Consider the following 16,674-nt stretch of genomic DNA (forward strand, 5'->3'; position numbering starts at 1 on the left):
GCGGGAGTCTTACTGCCCGTTAAAGCGGGATGATCGATTTTATTGCAAAGGGGACAGTGAAATGACGAAAACCACTGAAACAACAGGGTATAACGAACGCTTGGAACAAAAGTTGTCGAAGATTTTTGCTGGGGGGCAGCAAAAATACCACGATAAACTGAAAGAAAGCAATAAATTATTTGTCCGTGACCGTCTGAAGCTATTGTTTGATGACGAGAACTATGCGGAAGATGGACGCTTTGCCAATGTCGAAGCAGAAGATCTTCCGGCGGATGGCGTTATTACAGCCATTGGGAAAGTCAACGGGGAAACCGTTTGTGTAATGGCCAACGATTCAACTGTCAAAGCTGGTTCATGGGGCTCGCGTACAGTAGAAAAAATCATCCGCATCCAGGAAACAGCTGAAAAAATGCAAGTGCCGATGCTCTATTTGGTGGATTCTGCGGGAGCCCGGATCACAGATCAGCTGGATATGTTCCCAAATCGCCGGGGAGCAGGCAAAATTTTTCATAATCAGGTGAGAATGTCCGGAATGGTTCCGCAAGTGTGCTTATTGTTCGGTCCATCTGCTGCAGGAGGTGCCTATATTCCGGCTTTCTGTGATATCGTCATCATGGTTGAGGGCAATGCCTCGATGTATTTGGGATCGCCTCGTATGGCGGAAAAAGTCATCGGAGAAAAAGTGACGCTAGAAGAAATGGGTGGAGCCCGCATGCACTGCACCGTCAGTGGCGTCGGCGATGTCTTAGTGTCGACGGAAGAAGAAGCAATTTCTGAGGCGCGCCGCTATTTAACGAATTTCCCGTCTAATTTTGCCATCAAGCCTGAAAAGATTGAGGCGAAAGCAGCCAAAGCAGGGCGTTCGCTGGAAGCAATTATCCCGGAAAACCAAAATGCGCCGTTTGACATGTATGAACTGATTGATCAATTAGTCGATGAAGGCAGCTTTTTTGATATCAAAAAGCTGTTCGCTGGGGAATTGATTACCGGAATTGCACGTATCGACGGCCAGGTGGTCGGCATTCTTGCCAACCAGCCAAAGGTTAAAGGGGGAGTCCTATTCGGTGATTCAGCCGATAAAGGAGCAAAATTCATCAACCTTTGCGATGCATTCTCGATTCCGTTGTTGTTCCTGGCAGACGTTCCAGGCTTTATGATCGGCACAAAAGTCGAACGTGCCGGCATCATCCGCCATGGTGCCAAGTTCATCGCCGCAATGAGTTCAGCGACAGTGCCGAAAATCTCTGTCATTGTCCGCAAAGCCTATGGAGCCGGTCTCTATGCGATGGCAGGCCCAGCCTTCGAACCGGATGTCTGCATCGCGTTGCCGACAGCGCAAATTGCAGTGATGGGTCCTGAAGCGGCGGTAAATGCCGTTTACTCGAATAAAATTGAAGCCATCGAAGATCCGAAAGAACGCCTTCAGTACGTACAGCAAAAACATCAAGAATACAAAGAGGAAATCGATATTTATCGTCTGGCATCTGAATTGATCATTGATGAAATTGTTGCGCCGCATCAATTGCGTTCGGTTCTTTCTCAACGCCTGTCTTTTTATGAAACAAAAGATTTGCCATTGCCATATCGAAAACATCCGATTTATCCTGTATAATAAAGTTTATTATTGGAAGTCTGCCTAATATGGGCAGGCTTCTTTTTTAAGAAACTGTGGCACTGTAAGGAGTGATTCTATGAAATATGCAATTGTCGGAGCTGGAGCCAACGGAATGCTGCCAGCCTATCTATTGAAAAAAGCGGGCCATGATGTACAAGTGGTCACGGAGCATGAAGAACAAGCTGCGTCGATCAACGAGCAGGGAATCATACATGGTAAGGACCGGCAGTATATAAAAGCCTACACGGATATTGAGCAGATCGATCCGGACGCTTTTATTCTTCTGACGGTGAAGTACGAAGATCTTCAGCCGATTTTAAGGCTTCTGAAAATCCGCTGTCCAAGCAACCGGATTGTTTTCCTTCAGCAAGGGATGCTGTTTTTGGAAAAAGCCAGAACTTTGTCGCATCGCCATATTGCAGCAGCTGTTTTGGAAACAGATTGCGTCAAGTTGAGCAATACGGAAATTAGTTTCAACAAAACTGCACACGTCACCTATGGTTTGGTAAAAGGCCATATGGAAGAGTTTCAGCCGCTTCTTGAATCTTCTGCCTGGCAGACAAATTGGGTGGAGACGATTGAAGAGCAGCTTTTTGAAAGCTTGCTGTTCAGCAGCTTGATCGATCCATTGACAGCGTTGATGAAAATCCGCAACGGTGAATTGATCACCAATCCACATGCATATGAATTGTTCAGAAACCTGTACAACGAACTTTATCTGGCATTTCCTGAAATTGAATCGCTGCAGCCGATTGAGAAAGTGGCTGCATTCTGTGCAGCAGAGCCAGAACGAGCATCGGCAATGTTGACAGATCGCTTGGCAGGCGATCCGATGGAAGTTGAAGGATTGATGCTGTATGTCTTGAATCGTTCCAAATTGGAATTGCCTTTATTCAAGGCTTTCTATCACCTATTAAAAACTGTTGAGGTAGAAAAATGACGCTATTACATACAATTGGAACGATTTTTCTTTATATTCCCTTTCTTCTTTTCATCTTTGTTTATTTTTTGTTTTTAAGAAAGAAAAAACGGAAAGCGCTTGGTGTGGCATCTGATATCACCACTTTCTTGCTGTTTTTTTCCGTACCTGCGTCGGTAGACTTCCTATGGGGCTATTCTGTATCTGCGATTGTTTATTTCGTGGCACTTGTATTGGCGATCGTCTTGCTGGTCATCGAATGGAGAACCGCCAAAGAAATTGAAATCATCCCGTTTTTCCGGAAATTATGGAGAACCTGCTTTCTGCTATTGGCTTTCGCTTATGCGCTTGTATGGCTGGCCGGACTGGTAATGATCATCATTGAATCAGTTTAGCAGGCGTATTTTTTTTCTTTAGGAGATGCGTTTGATATAGTAGATTTTAAATGTAAAGGGAAAAGGGGACTTTTTTTCATGAAGGTAGAGGAACAATATATAGAACCGGCCAGTAAATTGATGAGTGATTATGTAAATGGCAGACCGGCCATCCGCCAGTATTTTTCATATGATCCGCAAATGCAGTCACTTGAAGGGCGATTGAAGAAGCTTCAAAGCCATTCTGTCGATCGTATCAAACTGTCAGGCGTTTTGCGTCAATACATGGGACGGAATGGATTGTCCGAATCAGCAGAACGGCATTTGAAGAGTTTCGAAGAAGGTGCGCCGGTGGTTGTGACAGGCCAACAGGCAGGCCTCTTAACAGGTCCCTTATATACGGTACATAAAGCAATATCGGTTATTGTTCTGGCCAAACAGGCTTCTGCGCAGCTGAACACCAAAGTGGTGCCGGTATTTTGGATTGCCGGAGAAGACCACGATTTGGCTGAAATCAGCCATCTGTACAGAGAAGTCAATGGACGAGTGGATAAATTAAACATTCCGCACGCTGAATATGGAAAGCATTCCGCTTCTTCTGCCACGCTGAATAAACCGAAGATCGCTTCTTTTCTGGAAGAGTATTTCCGCAGTCTTCCCGAAACCGAACATACCAAAGAAATCCATGGCCTGGTTTTCGGTTTGTTGGAACAATCCGTATCCTTCACCGATTTCTTCGCATGCCTGCTCGATCATTTTTTCAAAGAAGAAGGACTATTGTATATCGATGCGGCAGATGAAAATCTTCGCAACTATGAGTCTCCTTATTTCAAACAGATGATTGAACGATCCGCCGAAATTGCGGAAACGGTTGCAGCCGCTGAGCGATCATTGGCGAAGGACGGCTATAGTGCCGTCATCGGAGCCGAAGAAAACGCAGCCCATTTGTTTATTACAGTGAAGGGGGAACGCTTGCTGCTAGAGCGCCAAGACGGGGAGTTTGTTGCGAACAACGGTGCCATCCGCTTTACAAAGCAACAGCTTTTGGATATAGCTGAAAAGACTCCTGAACTGCTGAGCAATAATGTGGTGACACGACCGCTGATGCAGGAAATGGTCTTCCCGGTGCTGGCTTTTGTAGGCGGCCCTGGAGAAATCGCTTATTGGGCAGCTTTCAAAGGCGCTTTCGAATTGTTCGGCATGGAACTGCCGGTTGTTATGCCGCGCTTAAGCCTGACTTTAGTGAACCGCCAGACGCAGCGTCTTTTAGAAAAGTACAATTTGGATTTTGCTGCAGTGGTCAACGAGCGGCAAGTGGCCATCAAAAGAAATGAGTTGATGGAATCGATCCGTGAAAAGGAAGCCGAGGCCCTGATTGCGGAGCTGCAGGACCAGGTCGAAAAAGCATACAAAGAGATCCATGAAAAGTTCTCTGCCATCAGCACGGGATTAACGCCGATTGTGGAAAAAAATCTGCAATTGCACGTTAAGCAATTAAGTTTTTTGAAGAATAAACTGGAAGATGAAGTGGTGCTTCAAAATAGCATTGAGTTTGGCCATTACGCTGCCATTGAAAACGAGTTGCTGCCGAATGGTGGGTTCCAAGAACGAATCTATAGCCCGTTTATTTATATGAATCAATACGGAAGTGGACTCGTAAAAGATCTTCTGGCATTGCCATTGAAGTATGATAAAAACCATAAAATTATTTGGTTATAATTGTCAAAAAGTCTGCATTCGCAGGCTTTTTTTATGTCAAAATAACTTGTTGAGACATTTTAATGTAACAAACGTGAAATATTTCAAAAACAAGTGGTGACAAGTGGGGGATTGTGGTACATTTAGTACAATAAGTGGGGTGAAGGGTATGTTCATGGGCGAATATCAACATAGCGTTGATGCGAAGGGACGGTTAATCGTTCCGGCAAAGTTTCGTGAGCAGCTGGATGACCAATTTGTCATTACCCGAGGCCTAGATCAATGCTTATTTGGTTACACTATGGACGAATGGCAGAAAATTGAAGAAAAGCTGAAAGAGCTGCCGGTCACCAAAAAAGACGCTCGTGCTTTTACACGTTTCTTTTTTTCAGGAGCTACAGAAGTGGAACTTGATAAGCAAGGACGCGTCAATATACCGACGACATTAATTTCTTATGCGAAACTTGAAAAAGAATGCATCATCTTAGGTGTGTCCAACCGTTTTGAAATATGGGCAAAAGATTCATGGGAAAGCTATTTTGCAGCATCTGAAGATTCCTTTAACGAAATCGCGGAAAATTTAACTGATTTTGACTTTTAAAAATGAACGGGGGAAATGGATTGTTCAACCACACCACGGTTTTACTGCATGAAACTGTCGATGGTCTGAACGTTCGTCCTGACGGCATATATGTGGATTGTACGCTGGGCGGCGCAGGCCACAGCGAATATTTGGTTCAGCAATTATCTGACCAAGGTCATTTGTATTGCTTTGATCAAGACGCGACGGCACTGGCTCATGCAAAAGAAAAACTGCAAGATTACTTACATAGAATTACATTCATCCATGCCAACTTTAAGTTTTTAAAAGAAGAGCTGGAAATGCGTGGAGTGGAAAAAGTCGATGGCATTCTTTATGACCTCGGTGTTTCTTCCCCGCAATTAGATACTCCAGAACGCGGTTTCAGCTACCATAACGACGCGCCACTGGATATGAGAATGGACCAAAGCGCTGAATTGAGCGCCAATCACGTCGTCAACGAATGGTCTTTTGAAGACTTGGTAAGAATTTTCTACCGCTACGGTGAAGAAAAATTCTCTAAACAGATAGCCCGCAAAATCGAAGCTGCACGAGAAAAGCAACCCATTGAAACAACGGGGCAACTAGTCGAATGCATTAAAGACGGTATTCCTGCTTTTGCGCGCCGCAAAGGCGGACACCCTGCGAAACGGGTATTTCAAGCGATTCGGATTGCCGTAAATGATGAACTGGGCGCTGCTGAGACATCGCTGCAGGATGCAATTGATCTATTGGCCATTGGGGGAAGAATCAGTGTCATCACCTTCCATTCCCTTGAAGACCGGCTTTGCAAAGCGATTTTCAAAGAAGCCTCGTCCCTCCCGGAACTGCCGCCGAATTTGCCGGTGATTCCAGACGGGATGGAGCCGATACTGAAGCTGATTACAAGAAAACCGATTCTGCCAACAGAAGAAGAGCTTGCACACAATAACCGGTCAAGATCCGCAAAATTGCGGATTGCAGAAAAAATAAACGAGTAAGGACGTGTTCAAATGGCGTTGAATGCAAGAACTGAAACCTACATCCAACAGCCGGCCGTTCCTCAAAATCCGAGTCGGCAGCCGGTAAGAAGAAAGAGTTTAATCACTAAAGGTGAAAAAATACTGTATGTAACTTTCGTAGCAGTCTGTATCCTGTGCGCCTTGGTGATTTTGCAGAATCAATCAAAGATTCAGGCATCCACACAAGAAATCCAAACAATTGAACAATCAGTCAGTGAAATGACGAAGCAAAATTCAGATTTGTCCGTACAGGTGAAAGAACTGTCTTCATACGAGCGCATTTGGGCAAAAGCGAAAGACCTTGGCCTTAAATTAAATGAGCACAATGTAAAGGTAGTGCCTGGACAATGAAAAAAAAGTTTCGATTTCAAGGAGGAGCCTTTCTGCTATTTTTGTTATTTGCAGGGCTCTTTTTCCTTTTATTGACCAGAATTGTGACGATTCAAGCAACGGGAGAAGTGGAAGGGCAGGAACTTGCTGCCAGAGCAGCAGCGAAATACAGCCAGGAAGAAGTATTGACTGCTGAACGGGGCCGCATCATTGACCGGAGCGGAGAAGTGATTGCTGAAGACACACTCACTTACAAACTTGTCGCGGTACTGGACGAATCAGCAACGCAAAAAGCCAGTGATCCACGGCATGTCGTAGACGTGGAAGAAACAGCCGAAAAATTGGCTGGATACCTGGATGCTTCTGAAGAAAGTATTTTAGAGACATTGAAACAAGGCGTGGAAAAAGATCGCTACCAAGTGGAATTCGGTTCAGCAGGACGCGAAATCAGCCACACAAAGATGCTTGAAATGAAAGAAGCCAATATTCCGGGATTATTGTTTGTCCGGGATTTGAAAAGGCTATACCCGAACGGTGTCTTTGCGTCTCACCTGATTGGTTATGCCATGAAAGAAGAGCTGAAGGATGGCGAAACCAAGACTACTGGGAGGATGGGACTGGAATCCATTCACAATGAAGTGTTGACCGGCAAGAACGGAAAAATGGAATTCGATACGGATAAATGGGGCTTCCTATTGCCTAATAGTGAATCGGCAGTCACTCCAGCCGAGGACGGTTCAGACGTTCAGCTGACTTTAGACAGAACCTTGCAGAATTTCCTGGAAGACGCCATGTCTGGAGTTCAAGAAGAATACGATCCGACGCGAATGATCGCCGTAGTTGCAGATCCGAAAACTGGTGAAATTCTGGCTATGTCACAACGTCCAACGTTCAACCCGAATACACGCGAAGGGCTTTCGGACAATTGGCTGAACGAAAGCATCGAACTGACGATTGAACCAGGATCGCCAATGAAGATGTTTACATTGGCAGCTGCAATAGAAGAAGGCAAATGGGATCCGAACGCTGTCTATAACTCTGGAACCTACAATTTATTAGGCATTACCATCGGTGACCATAACGGTGGGCGCGGTTGGGGAACCATCTCCTTCCTTGAAGGGATTCAACGCTCTTCTAACGTATCGATGGCCTATTTATTGGAGCGCATGGGAGCAGACACGTTTATGAAATACGTGGATGCATTTGGATTTGGCAAACAGACCGGCATCGATCTGCCGAAAGAGGCAACCGGTAAAATACTGGATCAATACCCAATCAATAAATTGACGACAGCATATGGACAGGGATCGACAGTAACGCCGATTCAGATGATTCAAGCCGCCTCTGCTATTGCAAATGACGGCGTCATGATGAAACCGTACGTCATCGATCAAATCAAGAACAAGGATACTGGAAAAGTCACGGTTAAAAGTGAGCCGGAAGAAGCCGGGAAGCCTGTGTCAGCAGAAACTGCTGAAAAAGTACGGGAAGTTCTTGCGTCAACCGTGACTTCCGAAGTCGGTTCAGCAAGAGGATTTGCATTGCAGGATTACACGATTGCCGGGAAGACGGGTACAGCGCAAGTTCCGAAAGAAGGCGGCGGCTATTTGAAAGGCAGAAACAATTATTTGTTCTCGTTCCTTGGAATGGCGCCTGCAGATGATCCGGAACTGCTTATCTATATCGGTGTCCAGCAGCCGAATGTGCCTGCTGATGAATATGGTTCTGTACCGGTAGCGAAAATCTTTACTTCTGTCATGGAAAATAGCTTGAAGTATTTGAACATTGAGCCAGAAAATATGGCGGAAGCTACGACGATGCCTGTGGAAGAATATACAGGCAAATCTGTGGCAGAGGCTACTGAAGAGTTGACTGAGCTTGGTGTCGAAGTCGTTGTTACAGGTGACCAGTCAGAAGTCGTGGCTCAGTACCCGGAAAATGAGGACACTGTACTGAAAGGCGGCAAAGTTATTCTGAAGACAGCGGGTAAAACGGCGTTGCCTGATTTTACTGGCTGGTCAAAACGTGAACTGCTTGCCTATCAGTCCTTAAGCGGCTTAGCATTGGAAATTGCGGGCCAAGGATATGTTTTGACGCAAAGCATTGCGGAAGGCGAAATTGTAGAGGATAATGAGCCTGTAGTAATTGAGCTTCATCCTCCGGAAATTTATTATCCAGCGCAGGCACAAGAAGACGCGGCCGAAGAAGACGATGGCGAGCAGCTGCTTGAAGAAGAGGCTGCAAAAGGTTTTGAAGCTGAAAGTGAACAGCAGGAACCACAAACGGACACTGAAGCTACGGAAACAGAAGCACAAACTTCTGAAACACCAACAGTGGAAACAGAAGAAGTAGAAGCAACAACAGAAGAAGCAACAACAGAAGAAGCAACAACAGAAGAAGCAACAACAGATGAAGCCGAAGCCACGGAAACAGAAACAGAAGAAACAACCGAGTAATCTCGTGTTTAAAGGAGCTCTCTAAATGAACGCTTATACAATAATGGGTCTTGGACTTGCTTTAATCCTAACGGTCGTGCTTATGCCGATTTTCATTCCGTTGTTGAAACGGATGAAATTCGGGCAAAGCATCCGTGAAGAAGGACCTGAATCACATATGAAGAAAACAGGAACGCCGACTATGGGCGGACTGGTTTTCTTAATTTCAATCATCATCACTGTGCTATTGGTTGCCTGGTTTGCCGAACTTTTGAATGCCAAAGTACTGATTCTATTGCTTGTACTTTTCGGATATGGATTGATCGGATTCCTGGATGACTTTATCAAAGTAGTCTTAAAAAGAAATCTGGGATTGACTTCATTGCAGAAGTTAATCGCACAAATCGTCATCGCAGTCATTTCGTTCTTGGTATTGAACGGCATCGATTTTGAGACTGGCGTAACAATTCCATTTACAGATATCGCACTGGAATTATCCTGGTTCTATGTATTTTTCATTGTCTTTTGGCTGGTCGGGTTTTCCAATGCAGTCAATTTGACAGATGGGCTCGACGGCTTAGTGGCCGGCACAGCTTCAATTGCATTTGCTGCATTTGGCCTATTGGCGATTTATCAAGACCAAATCGGCATTGCCATCTTTACTTTTTCCGTCACAGGCGGTTTGCTTGGATTTTTGATTTTCAATAAATATCCGGCTAAAGTCTTTATGGGAGATACGGGTTCATTGGCTTTGGGTGGCGCATTGGCCATGGTGTCTATTTTGTTGAAACAGGAATTGCTGCTATTGCTGATTGGGCTTGTTTTCGTTATCGAAACAGCTTCAGTTATTCTGCAGGTCGGCAGTTTCAAATTGCGCCAGAAACGAATCTTTAAAATGAGCCCGATCCACCATCATTTTGAATTAAGCGGATGGTCAGAATGGAAAGTAGTCATCGTATTCTGGTCAGTCGGTCTTATCAGCGCGGCAATCGCAGTCTTTTTGGAGGTAATGTAAATGAAAGAGGTGCCACAATTACACCATAAAAAAATCTTGGTTCTGGGTCTTGCGAAAAGCGGATTTACCGCTGCACGCATCCTTCACAAACTGGGAGCATTTGTTACAGTCAACGACTCCAAGCCTTTTGAAGAAAATCCGGAAGCGCAAGAGTTATTGAATATGGGCGTCACCGTTATTTGTGGGAGACATCCTGAAGATTTACTGGAAGAGGGATTTGAACTGGTTGTCAAAAATCCGGGTATCCCTTATACCAATGTATTGATTGAATCTGCACTGGAGAAGAACATTCCGGTTTGGACTGAAATTGAGTTGGCTTATCTGATCAGTGAAGCGCCATTTATCGGCATCACTGGATCTAACGGCAAAACGACAACGACCACTTTGTTGTTTCATATGCTCAACCAAGACAATAAAAAGCCATTGATTGCCGGGAATATCGGCACAGTTGCAAGCGGGGTTGCTGAAAAAGCGAAGCCTGAAAATGTGGTGGTGACCGAATTGTCTTCTTTCCAACTAAAAGGAACTGATTCTTTCCGCCCGAATATCGCAATTATCACGAATATTTACGAAGCGCATCTGGATTATCATGGGACGATTGAAGACTATCGAGCTTCAAAAATGAAGCTTACTGAAAATCAGACAGCTGAGGATTATTTCATATATAATGCCGATCAGCCTTTGTTGGTGAACCATGCCAAAAACTGCAAAGCGCAGTTGGTGCCGTTCACTTTAAAAGGACGGACGCCGACAAGCATCAGTGCTGACAGTGATTTCATATACTGGAAAGGCGAAAAGCTGATTGAACGTTCAAAAATTATACTTGGCGGACAGCATAACCTGGAGAACATTTTGGCGGCAACCGCTGCAGCTATGTTGTGGGGTGGAACGAAGGAGACCATCATACGTGTTTTGACTTCTTTCACGGGCGTTAAGCATCGTTCCCAGTTTATTGTGGAGTGGCAAGGACGCAAATTCTACAACGATTCGAAGGCGACCAATGCCTTAGCGACGAAAAGTGCATTGGAAGCTTTCCCGGAAAATATCATCTTATTGGCTGGAGGTTTGGAGCGAAACCATTCACTCGAAGAAATCCGTCCTTATATGAATCGGGTCAAAGCTTTGATTACGTTTGGGGAGACGGCACAGCGCTTTACAGCTTTTGCAGAAGACTGTGGTGTAGCACATATCGTACAAGCAGGGAAAATGGATGACGCGGTCGAGAAAGCGATCAATCATTCCGCCAGCGGCGACACGATCCTCTTATCTCCTGCATGCGCAAGCTGGGACCAATACGACAGTTTTGAAATTCGAGGCGATGCTTTCATTACCGCAGTCCAGCAGATGACGGAAGCCAACGAATAAAAGATAAGGGGCAGCAATTATGGACAAAGTGATTGACATCGAAGAACGCATCCCGACGCTCCGCGAGCGCCGGAAAAGAAGAACCAATCGCAAGTTCGTGGCGCTGCTGTTCATTTTCCTCACTTTGCTTGCCGTACTTTTATACAGCCAGTCGAAGTACAGTGAAATCCAGACGATTACCATTGAAGGCGCTGTGCTCTTTGACAAGGAAAGCTACCAGGCTGCAAGTGGATTAGCCGTCGGAGATTCGATGTGGTCTTTCGATGCAGGAGCGGTAGCGAAAGAATTGGAAAAACTCGAGTGGATCGAAGACGCCTCTGTCGAGAAAAAATGGCTGACAGGCGTGGAAATCAAGCTGACTGAATATGTTCAAATGGGTTACTTAGACCGTGGCAACAGCTACCAGATTGTTCTATCCAATAATTTGGCTCTGGATCAGCCGGTCACTGTCGTAGACGGTCCGATCTATTCGAATTTTGAAGACGATAAGAAACGGCAGAAACTGGTAGATCAATTATTGGAAATCGATGCTGAGGTTCTTCAACTAGTTTCACAAGTGATACTGGATCCTGATCAGGAAGACGCAGACTACGTAACTTTATATATGAACGATGGAAATGAGATCCACGGCATTTTGAGTACCTTGGCTGAAAAAATTAATTATTATCCTTCTGTCATTGCTCAATTGGAAGAAGGGCAGAAAGGCATTATCGATATGGAAGTCGGGATTTTCTTCCGTTCTTATGAAGATGTCTTTGGCCTCGAGAAGGAAGGTGCCGACGATGAAGAACCCGAAGAAGAGTAACCGCAAAAACTTCAGTAAATCGATCGTTTTTTCACTGGTCTTTTTGGTTCTTGGTTTTATCATGGCTTATTCCTACAGCTTGTCGAATGCCAATAAAGAAACAGAAGGATTTACAGGTGGAGCCTTTTTTGAACAGGAAGAACGGTATCGGAAGGACCTGATCGAGCAGCAGGAACACAATAAGGAATTGCGTGAAGAATTGCAGGAAAAGCAAGGCAAGGTCCAAGAATTTGAAAAATCATTTGCGGATGGAGAAAATCGCTATACCGAATACGCAGCCGAAGCCGAAGAACTGCGGAGGTACCTTGGGTTGGTGCCAGTTCAAGGGAACGGTTTGAAAGTGACGTTGCAGGACGGCGATTACAATCCCAATTCAGTGAATCCGAACGATTACATTGTTCACGAAAGCCATGTTTTCCAAGTGATCAATGAATTGTATATTTCCGGAGCTGAAGCCATTTCCATCAATGGCCAGCGCATTCATGGAAACTCCTACATCGTCTGTACAGGGCCGGTCATCACCGTCGATGGCGTGCAATACCCAGCACCGTTTGTCATAGAAGCGATTGGTGAACCTGATGTATTGACTTCTTCGATGGAATTGACGGGTGGCATCATGGATCAATTGCTGAATGATAATATCATTGTGACGTTGGATGAGGGGCAATTGATTGAAATGCCTGCTCTTCTGGCGGAATCATGAGTCAGGGGGGAATTGCGTGAAGAAAAGGATTCTTACCCGATTTACGGTGATTATGTTTATAATCGGTTTAATGACAGCCATTCAGTACAATACGATCAATGAACCGGACATCCGTGATACACGGGATGCCTGGGAAATCAGACAGGAATTGGCAAGAGAAAATCAGCTTCAATCAGAGCTGTTATCTGAAATCAGCTCACTCGATGATACTTTAGGCAAATACGAAGCTGCTTCGGATGCGAGCCCAGAGCAAGCGCTGCGGGAAACAGCGGGTGAACTTAGAAAAGCCGCTGGCCTGGCAGAAACTGTTGGACCCGGCATCGAAGTCCTGATTGAACCTTCCCTGGAAGCGGTTGCGATGGGACTGGACATTGAAGGGATTTCACCAGATTTGCTTATTCGCCTGGTAAATGAAATCAACCGTTTCAATGGCTTATATGTATCGATCGATGGCAAACGAATCATCAACACGACAGCGATCCGGGATATAAACGGCCAAACGACCGTCAATACGAAACCGGTCGATACACCGCCGTTTTCCATCAAAATCATCTCGAAGTCGTTGGAAGACTCGGAAAAGCTGTATAATCATTTATTGGCGTCGCGTATTCTGGACGACTTCTATATCGATAACTTGACATTGACAGTCTCTGAGCCTCAAACTGACCTTGTCATCGAGGCATACGACGGTGCTATCGACACCAAATATTTACAGGCATCAGAGGGGGAATAGCGATGTGGTTGTCCATATTAGGTTTAATACTCGGAATATCGCTCGGGCTTTTGACGGATATTCAAATCCCTCCGGAATATGCCAATTACCTGTCCATAGCCGTATTGGCATCACTCGATACGCTTTTTGGCGGAATTCGTGCACATCTTCAGCAGGTTTATGACGACAAGGTATTTGTATCCGGTTTTTTCTTTAATATCGCCCTTGCAGCAGGTCTTGCTTTTCTGGGTGTCCATTTAGGGGTAGATTTATACTTAGCGGCAATCTTTGCGTTCGGCGTTCGGCTATTCCAAAATATCGCAGTCATTCGACGCATCATTTTAGCGAAATGGGCAGAAAAGAAAGAAGTTAGAGAAATAAATTGAACAATTGAAGGAAATTTTTCTAAGTTTTGCGATTTTCTTAGACAAGGTGCATGATTTGCAATAGAATATAAGTACAGCAGTTTATAAGGAGGTGCCACGAATTGAGTCAATCAGAATTATACGTTAGTCTAGATATCGGTTCGTCATCCGTTAAAGTTTTAATCGGGGAAATGGCCAACAAGTCGCTGAATGTAATCGGCGTCGGAAATGTAAAATCTAATGGAATCAGAAAAGGTGCGATTGTTGACATAGATGCAACTGTGCAGTCCATTAAAAAAGCAGTCGATCAGGCAGAACGCATGATCGGAAAATCCATCCACGAGGTCGTATTGGGAATTCCGGCAAACAAAGCGGTGCTTCAACCTGTTAAAGGGATTGTGGCAGTCAACAGTGAAAACCGGGAAATTACAGACGATGATTTGGATCGCGTATTGGAAGCGGCACAAGTTATGTCGATTCCGCCAGAACGCGAATTGGTCAACATCATTCCTGAACAGTATGTGGTCGATCATTTGGGTGAAATCAAAGATCCACGGGGCATGATTGGTATCCGCCTTGAAATGGATGGTACAATGGTGACGACTTCAAAGACCATTTTACACAACGTACTTCGCTGTGTGGAAAGAGCAGGCTTGGAAATTCGTGATATTTACGTACAACCGCTTGCTGCAGGAAGCTACGCATTAACTGAAGATGAAAAAAATCATGGTACAGCGTGTATCGATATCGGTGGAGGTTCTACTTCTATTGCCATCTTCCAAGAAGGCCACTTGACCGCTTCTTCTGTTATTCCAGTTGGAGGCGACCACGTTACAAAAGATTTGTCCATCATTCTAAAGACACCGACGGATCAAGCTGAAAAAATCAAACTCGAGCATGGCCATGCATTTTTTGAAGATGCTTCAGAAGATGAAGTGTTTGAAGTTCCGGTCATCGGATCAGATTCCACAGAACAATACAATCAAAAATACATATCTGAAATAATCGGAGTTCGCCTGGAAGAACTTTTCGAACTGATTTTGGATGAGTTTTACCGCTTAGGTGTACAAGACCTGCCAGGAGGAGTCGTTTTAACCGGTGGTATGGCTAAATTAGATGGCTTGCCTGAACTTGCACGGAACATCCTGCAAACGCGTGTCCGTCTGTTCACTCCGGAGTTTATCGGTGTACGCGAACCTCAGTACACAACAGCAGTTGGCCTGATCCAATACGCATACATGGAAGATGTCTTCTATGGCCGAGTTGGAACTGGAACAGCTGCCGCAAGCGCTGTGAAAGTTGAGCACCAAGAAGTACAACAGCCTAAGAAACAAAAACAGCCAAAACAAAATTCCGAAGGTGTCGTAACTAAAGCCAAGAAGATGTTTGATCGATTCTTTGAATAAAATCAACATTGTATCTAGCTTGCAAGTAAAAAAGCTGAGCAATTTTAGGAGGAAAAAGAATGTTGGAATTTGATACAAATATTGATGCAATGGCCATAATTAAAGTCATCGGTGTAGGCGGCGGCGGGAACAACGCTGTCAACCGGATGATCGAGCATGGAGTCCAAGGTGTAGAATTTATTGCAGTAAATACAGACGCACAGGCATTGAACTTGTCAAAAGCGGAAGTACGCCTACAAATCGGCGGTAAATTAACGCGCGGCCTTGGTGCTGGAGCAAACCCTGACGTAGGGAAAAAAGCTGCAGAAGAAAGCAAGGAACAGATTGAAGAAGCATTGCGCGGAGCGGATATGGTATTCGTAACTGCAGGAATGGGCGGCGGTACAGGTACTGGCGCAGCACCGGTTATTGCCGGAATCGCTAAAGAACTTGGCGCTTTGACTGTTGGTGTCGTAACTCGTCCTTTCACATTTGAAGGCCGCAAGCGTTCAACACAGGCAATCGGCGGAATTTCCATTATGAAGGAATCTGTTGATACACTGATCGTTATTCCAAACGACCGTTTGCTTGAAATCGTAGACAAAAACACACCGATGCTTGAAGCATTCCGTGAAGCGGATAATGTGTTGCGCCAAGGTGTATCGGGTATCTCAGATTTGATCGCCGTCCCTGGATTGATCAACCTGGATTTTGCCGATGTTAAAACAATCATGTCCAACAAAGGTTCTGCATTGATGGGAATCGGTGTCTCTTCAGGAGAAAACCGTGCCTCTGAAGCTGCTAAAAAAGCAGTTTCGAGCCCGTTGCTTGAAGTATCCGTTGATGGGGCAAAAGGCGTCTTGATGAACATTACAGGCGGCTCTAACCTTAGCCTTTATGAAGTACAGGAAGCAGCGGATATCGTAGCTTCAGCGTCTGATGAAGAAGTGAACATGATTTTTGGATCGGTTATCAACGATAACTTAAAAGACGAAATCATCGTTACTGTAATTGCTACTGGATTTAATGAAGAACAGTTGCAGCCAAGAACTCCTAGAGGTTCTGGATTGAACTCGAGCCGTGTCCAGTCGATCCAACAGCAGACTCCTGCACCTTCAATCCGTGATGCACGCCGTGAAGAACAACGCCGCGACGAGCAGCGCCGTGAAGAACAACAGCCTTACTACAATCAGGAACCACAAAGACAAGAAAAACATAACGAAGATGCATTGGACATCCCGACGTTCTTGCGTAATCGTCAAAAGAGACGTTAATCCGAACAGCTGCCGGTTGGGCAGCTGTTTTTTTTAGGAAATGGCTTAATTGATAAATCAGCCGAATCTTGTTACAATATACTGGACTTCTATAGAAA

Annotated in this window: 16 protein-coding genes; all 16 read left to right on the plus strand. The window is 45.0% G+C overall.

Features of this window, described 5'->3' with window-relative positions:
- The first annotated feature begins 61 nt into the window (after positions 1–61).
- The 16 genes from IRE19_RS03765 to ftsZ all read left to right on the plus strand — a co-directional run bounded on the left by IRE19_RS03765 (position 62) and on the right by ftsZ (position 16,576).
- The gene (locus IRE19_RS03765; RefSeq protein ID WP_203339390.1) at positions 62–1,612 is read left to right on the plus strand and encodes an acyl-CoA carboxylase subunit beta; all 1,551 of its coding nucleotides are present in this window, start codon (positions 62–64) and stop codon (positions 1,610–1,612) included.
- A gap of 79 nt (positions 1,613–1,691) precedes the next feature.
- Positions 1,692–2,555 (plus strand): ketopantoate reductase family protein, encoded by an 864-nt coding sequence (locus IRE19_RS03770; RefSeq protein WP_203339391.1) that lies wholly within the window; start codon positions 1,692–1,694, stop codon positions 2,553–2,555.
- The gene (locus IRE19_RS03775) at positions 2,552–2,929 is read left to right on the plus strand and encodes a DUF3397 family protein (RefSeq protein ID WP_203339392.1); all 378 of its coding nucleotides are present in this window, start codon (positions 2,552–2,554) and stop codon (positions 2,927–2,929) included. The genes IRE19_RS03770 and IRE19_RS03775 overlap by 4 nt, the downstream gene beginning before the upstream one ends.
- Before the next feature lie 78 nt (positions 2,930–3,007).
- Positions 3,008–4,627 (plus strand): bacillithiol biosynthesis cysteine-adding enzyme BshC, encoded by a 1,620-nt coding sequence (gene bshC / locus IRE19_RS03780; RefSeq protein ID WP_203339393.1) that lies wholly within the window; start codon positions 3,008–3,010, stop codon positions 4,625–4,627.
- A gap of 148 nt (positions 4,628–4,775) precedes the next feature.
- Positions 4,776–5,207: a division/cell wall cluster transcriptional repressor MraZ gene (gene mraZ, locus IRE19_RS03785; RefSeq protein WP_203339702.1), complete on the plus strand. Its 432-nt coding sequence runs from the start codon at positions 4,776–4,778 to the stop codon at positions 5,205–5,207.
- Positions 5,208–5,227: 20 nt separating this feature from the next.
- The gene (gene rsmH, locus IRE19_RS03790; RefSeq protein ID WP_203339394.1) at positions 5,228–6,166 is read left to right on the plus strand and encodes a 16S rRNA (cytosine(1402)-N(4))-methyltransferase RsmH; all 939 of its coding nucleotides are present in this window, start codon (positions 5,228–5,230) and stop codon (positions 6,164–6,166) included.
- 12 nt (positions 6,167–6,178) lie between these two features.
- Positions 6,179–6,538 carry a cell division protein FtsL gene (gene ftsL / locus IRE19_RS03795; RefSeq protein WP_191713990.1) on the plus strand — a complete coding sequence of 120 codons (360 nt, stop codon included), beginning with the start codon at positions 6,179–6,181 and terminating at the stop codon, positions 6,536–6,538.
- Positions 6,535–8,973 carry a penicillin-binding protein gene (locus IRE19_RS03800; protein WP_203339395.1) on the plus strand — a complete coding sequence of 813 codons (2,439 nt, stop codon included), beginning with the start codon at positions 6,535–6,537 and terminating at the stop codon, positions 8,971–8,973. Before ftsL ends, IRE19_RS03800 begins: the two co-directional genes overlap by 4 nt.
- A 25-nt stretch (positions 8,974–8,998) precedes the next feature.
- Entirely contained in the window at positions 8,999–9,967 is a 969-nt protein-coding gene (gene mraY / locus IRE19_RS03805) for a phospho-N-acetylmuramoyl-pentapeptide-transferase (protein WP_191713992.1), read from the plus strand.
- Positions 9,968–11,332, plus strand: a complete 1,365-nt coding sequence (gene murD, locus IRE19_RS03810) for a UDP-N-acetylmuramoyl-L-alanine--D-glutamate ligase (protein WP_203339396.1) — start codon at positions 9,968–9,970, stop codon at positions 11,330–11,332.
- Between the two features lie 19 nt (positions 11,333–11,351).
- Entirely contained in the window at positions 11,352–12,137 is a 786-nt protein-coding gene (locus tag IRE19_RS03815; protein WP_203339397.1) for a cell division protein FtsQ/DivIB, read from the plus strand.
- Positions 12,115–12,840, plus strand: coding sequence for a DUF881 domain-containing protein (locus IRE19_RS03820; RefSeq protein WP_203339398.1), 726 nt, complete (start codon positions 12,115–12,117; stop codon positions 12,838–12,840). Before IRE19_RS03815 ends, IRE19_RS03820 begins: the two co-directional genes overlap by 23 nt.
- Before the next feature lie 16 nt (positions 12,841–12,856).
- On the plus strand, positions 12,857–13,573 hold the full coding sequence (locus tag IRE19_RS03825; protein WP_191713996.1) for a DUF881 domain-containing protein: 717 nt from the start codon (positions 12,857–12,859) through the stop codon (positions 13,571–13,573).
- A 2-nt stretch (positions 13,574–13,575) separates the two neighbouring features.
- Complete coding sequence (locus tag IRE19_RS03830; protein ID WP_191713997.1) at positions 13,576–13,938, plus strand: small basic family protein; 363 nt, start codon at positions 13,576–13,578, stop codon at positions 13,936–13,938.
- Positions 13,939–14,039: 101 nt separating this feature from the next.
- Positions 14,040–15,323 (plus strand): cell division protein FtsA, encoded by a 1,284-nt coding sequence (gene ftsA / locus IRE19_RS03835; protein ID WP_191713998.1) that lies wholly within the window; start codon positions 14,040–14,042, stop codon positions 15,321–15,323.
- A gap of 59 nt (positions 15,324–15,382) precedes the next feature.
- Positions 15,383–16,576 carry a cell division protein FtsZ gene (gene ftsZ / locus IRE19_RS03840; protein WP_191713999.1) on the plus strand — a complete coding sequence of 398 codons (1,194 nt, stop codon included), beginning with the start codon at positions 15,383–15,385 and terminating at the stop codon, positions 16,574–16,576.
- Positions 16,577–16,674: the final 98 nt, after the last annotated feature.

This window comes from Planococcus beijingensis (assembly GCF_016820615.1).
In the GTDB taxonomy this organism is placed as follows: Bacteria; Bacillota; Bacilli; order Bacillales_A; family Planococcaceae; genus Planococcus; species Planococcus notacanthi.

What these genes read in the sequence shown, in the direction of transcription:
- IRE19_RS03765 (WP_203339390.1), top strand. Translation starts at nt 62, where the DNA reads ATGACGAAAACCACTGAAACAACAGGGTATAACGAACGCTTGGAACAA.
- IRE19_RS03770 (WP_203339391.1), top strand. Translation starts at nt 1,692, where the DNA reads ATGAAATATGCAATTGTCGGAGCTGGAGCCAACGGAATGCTGCCAGCC.
- IRE19_RS03775 (WP_203339392.1), top strand. Translation starts at nt 2,552, where the DNA reads ATGACGCTATTACATACAATTGGAACGATTTTTCTTTATATTCCCTTT.
- bshC (WP_203339393.1), top strand. Translation starts at nt 3,008, where the DNA reads ATGAAGGTAGAGGAACAATATATAGAACCGGCCAGTAAATTGATGAGT.
- mraZ (WP_203339702.1), top strand. Translation starts at nt 4,776, where the DNA reads ATGTTCATGGGCGAATATCAACATAGCGTTGATGCGAAGGGACGGTTA.
- ftsL (WP_191713990.1), top strand. Translation starts at nt 6,179, where the DNA reads ATGGCGTTGAATGCAAGAACTGAAACCTACATCCAACAGCCGGCCGTT.
- IRE19_RS03800 (WP_203339395.1), top strand. Translation starts at nt 6,535, where the DNA reads ATGAAAAAAAAGTTTCGATTTCAAGGAGGAGCCTTTCTGCTATTTTTG.
- mraY (WP_191713992.1), top strand. Translation starts at nt 8,999, where the DNA reads ATGAACGCTTATACAATAATGGGTCTTGGACTTGCTTTAATCCTAACG.
- murD (WP_203339396.1), top strand. Translation starts at nt 9,968, where the DNA reads ATGAAAGAGGTGCCACAATTACACCATAAAAAAATCTTGGTTCTGGGT.
- IRE19_RS03815 (WP_203339397.1), top strand. Translation starts at nt 11,352, where the DNA reads ATGGACAAAGTGATTGACATCGAAGAACGCATCCCGACGCTCCGCGAG.
- IRE19_RS03820 (WP_203339398.1), top strand. Translation starts at nt 12,115, where the DNA reads ATGAAGAACCCGAAGAAGAGTAACCGCAAAAACTTCAGTAAATCGATC.
- IRE19_RS03830 (WP_191713997.1), top strand. Translation starts at nt 13,576, where the DNA reads ATGTGGTTGTCCATATTAGGTTTAATACTCGGAATATCGCTCGGGCTT.
- ftsZ (WP_191713999.1), top strand. Translation starts at nt 15,383, where the DNA reads ATGTTGGAATTTGATACAAATATTGATGCAATGGCCATAATTAAAGTC.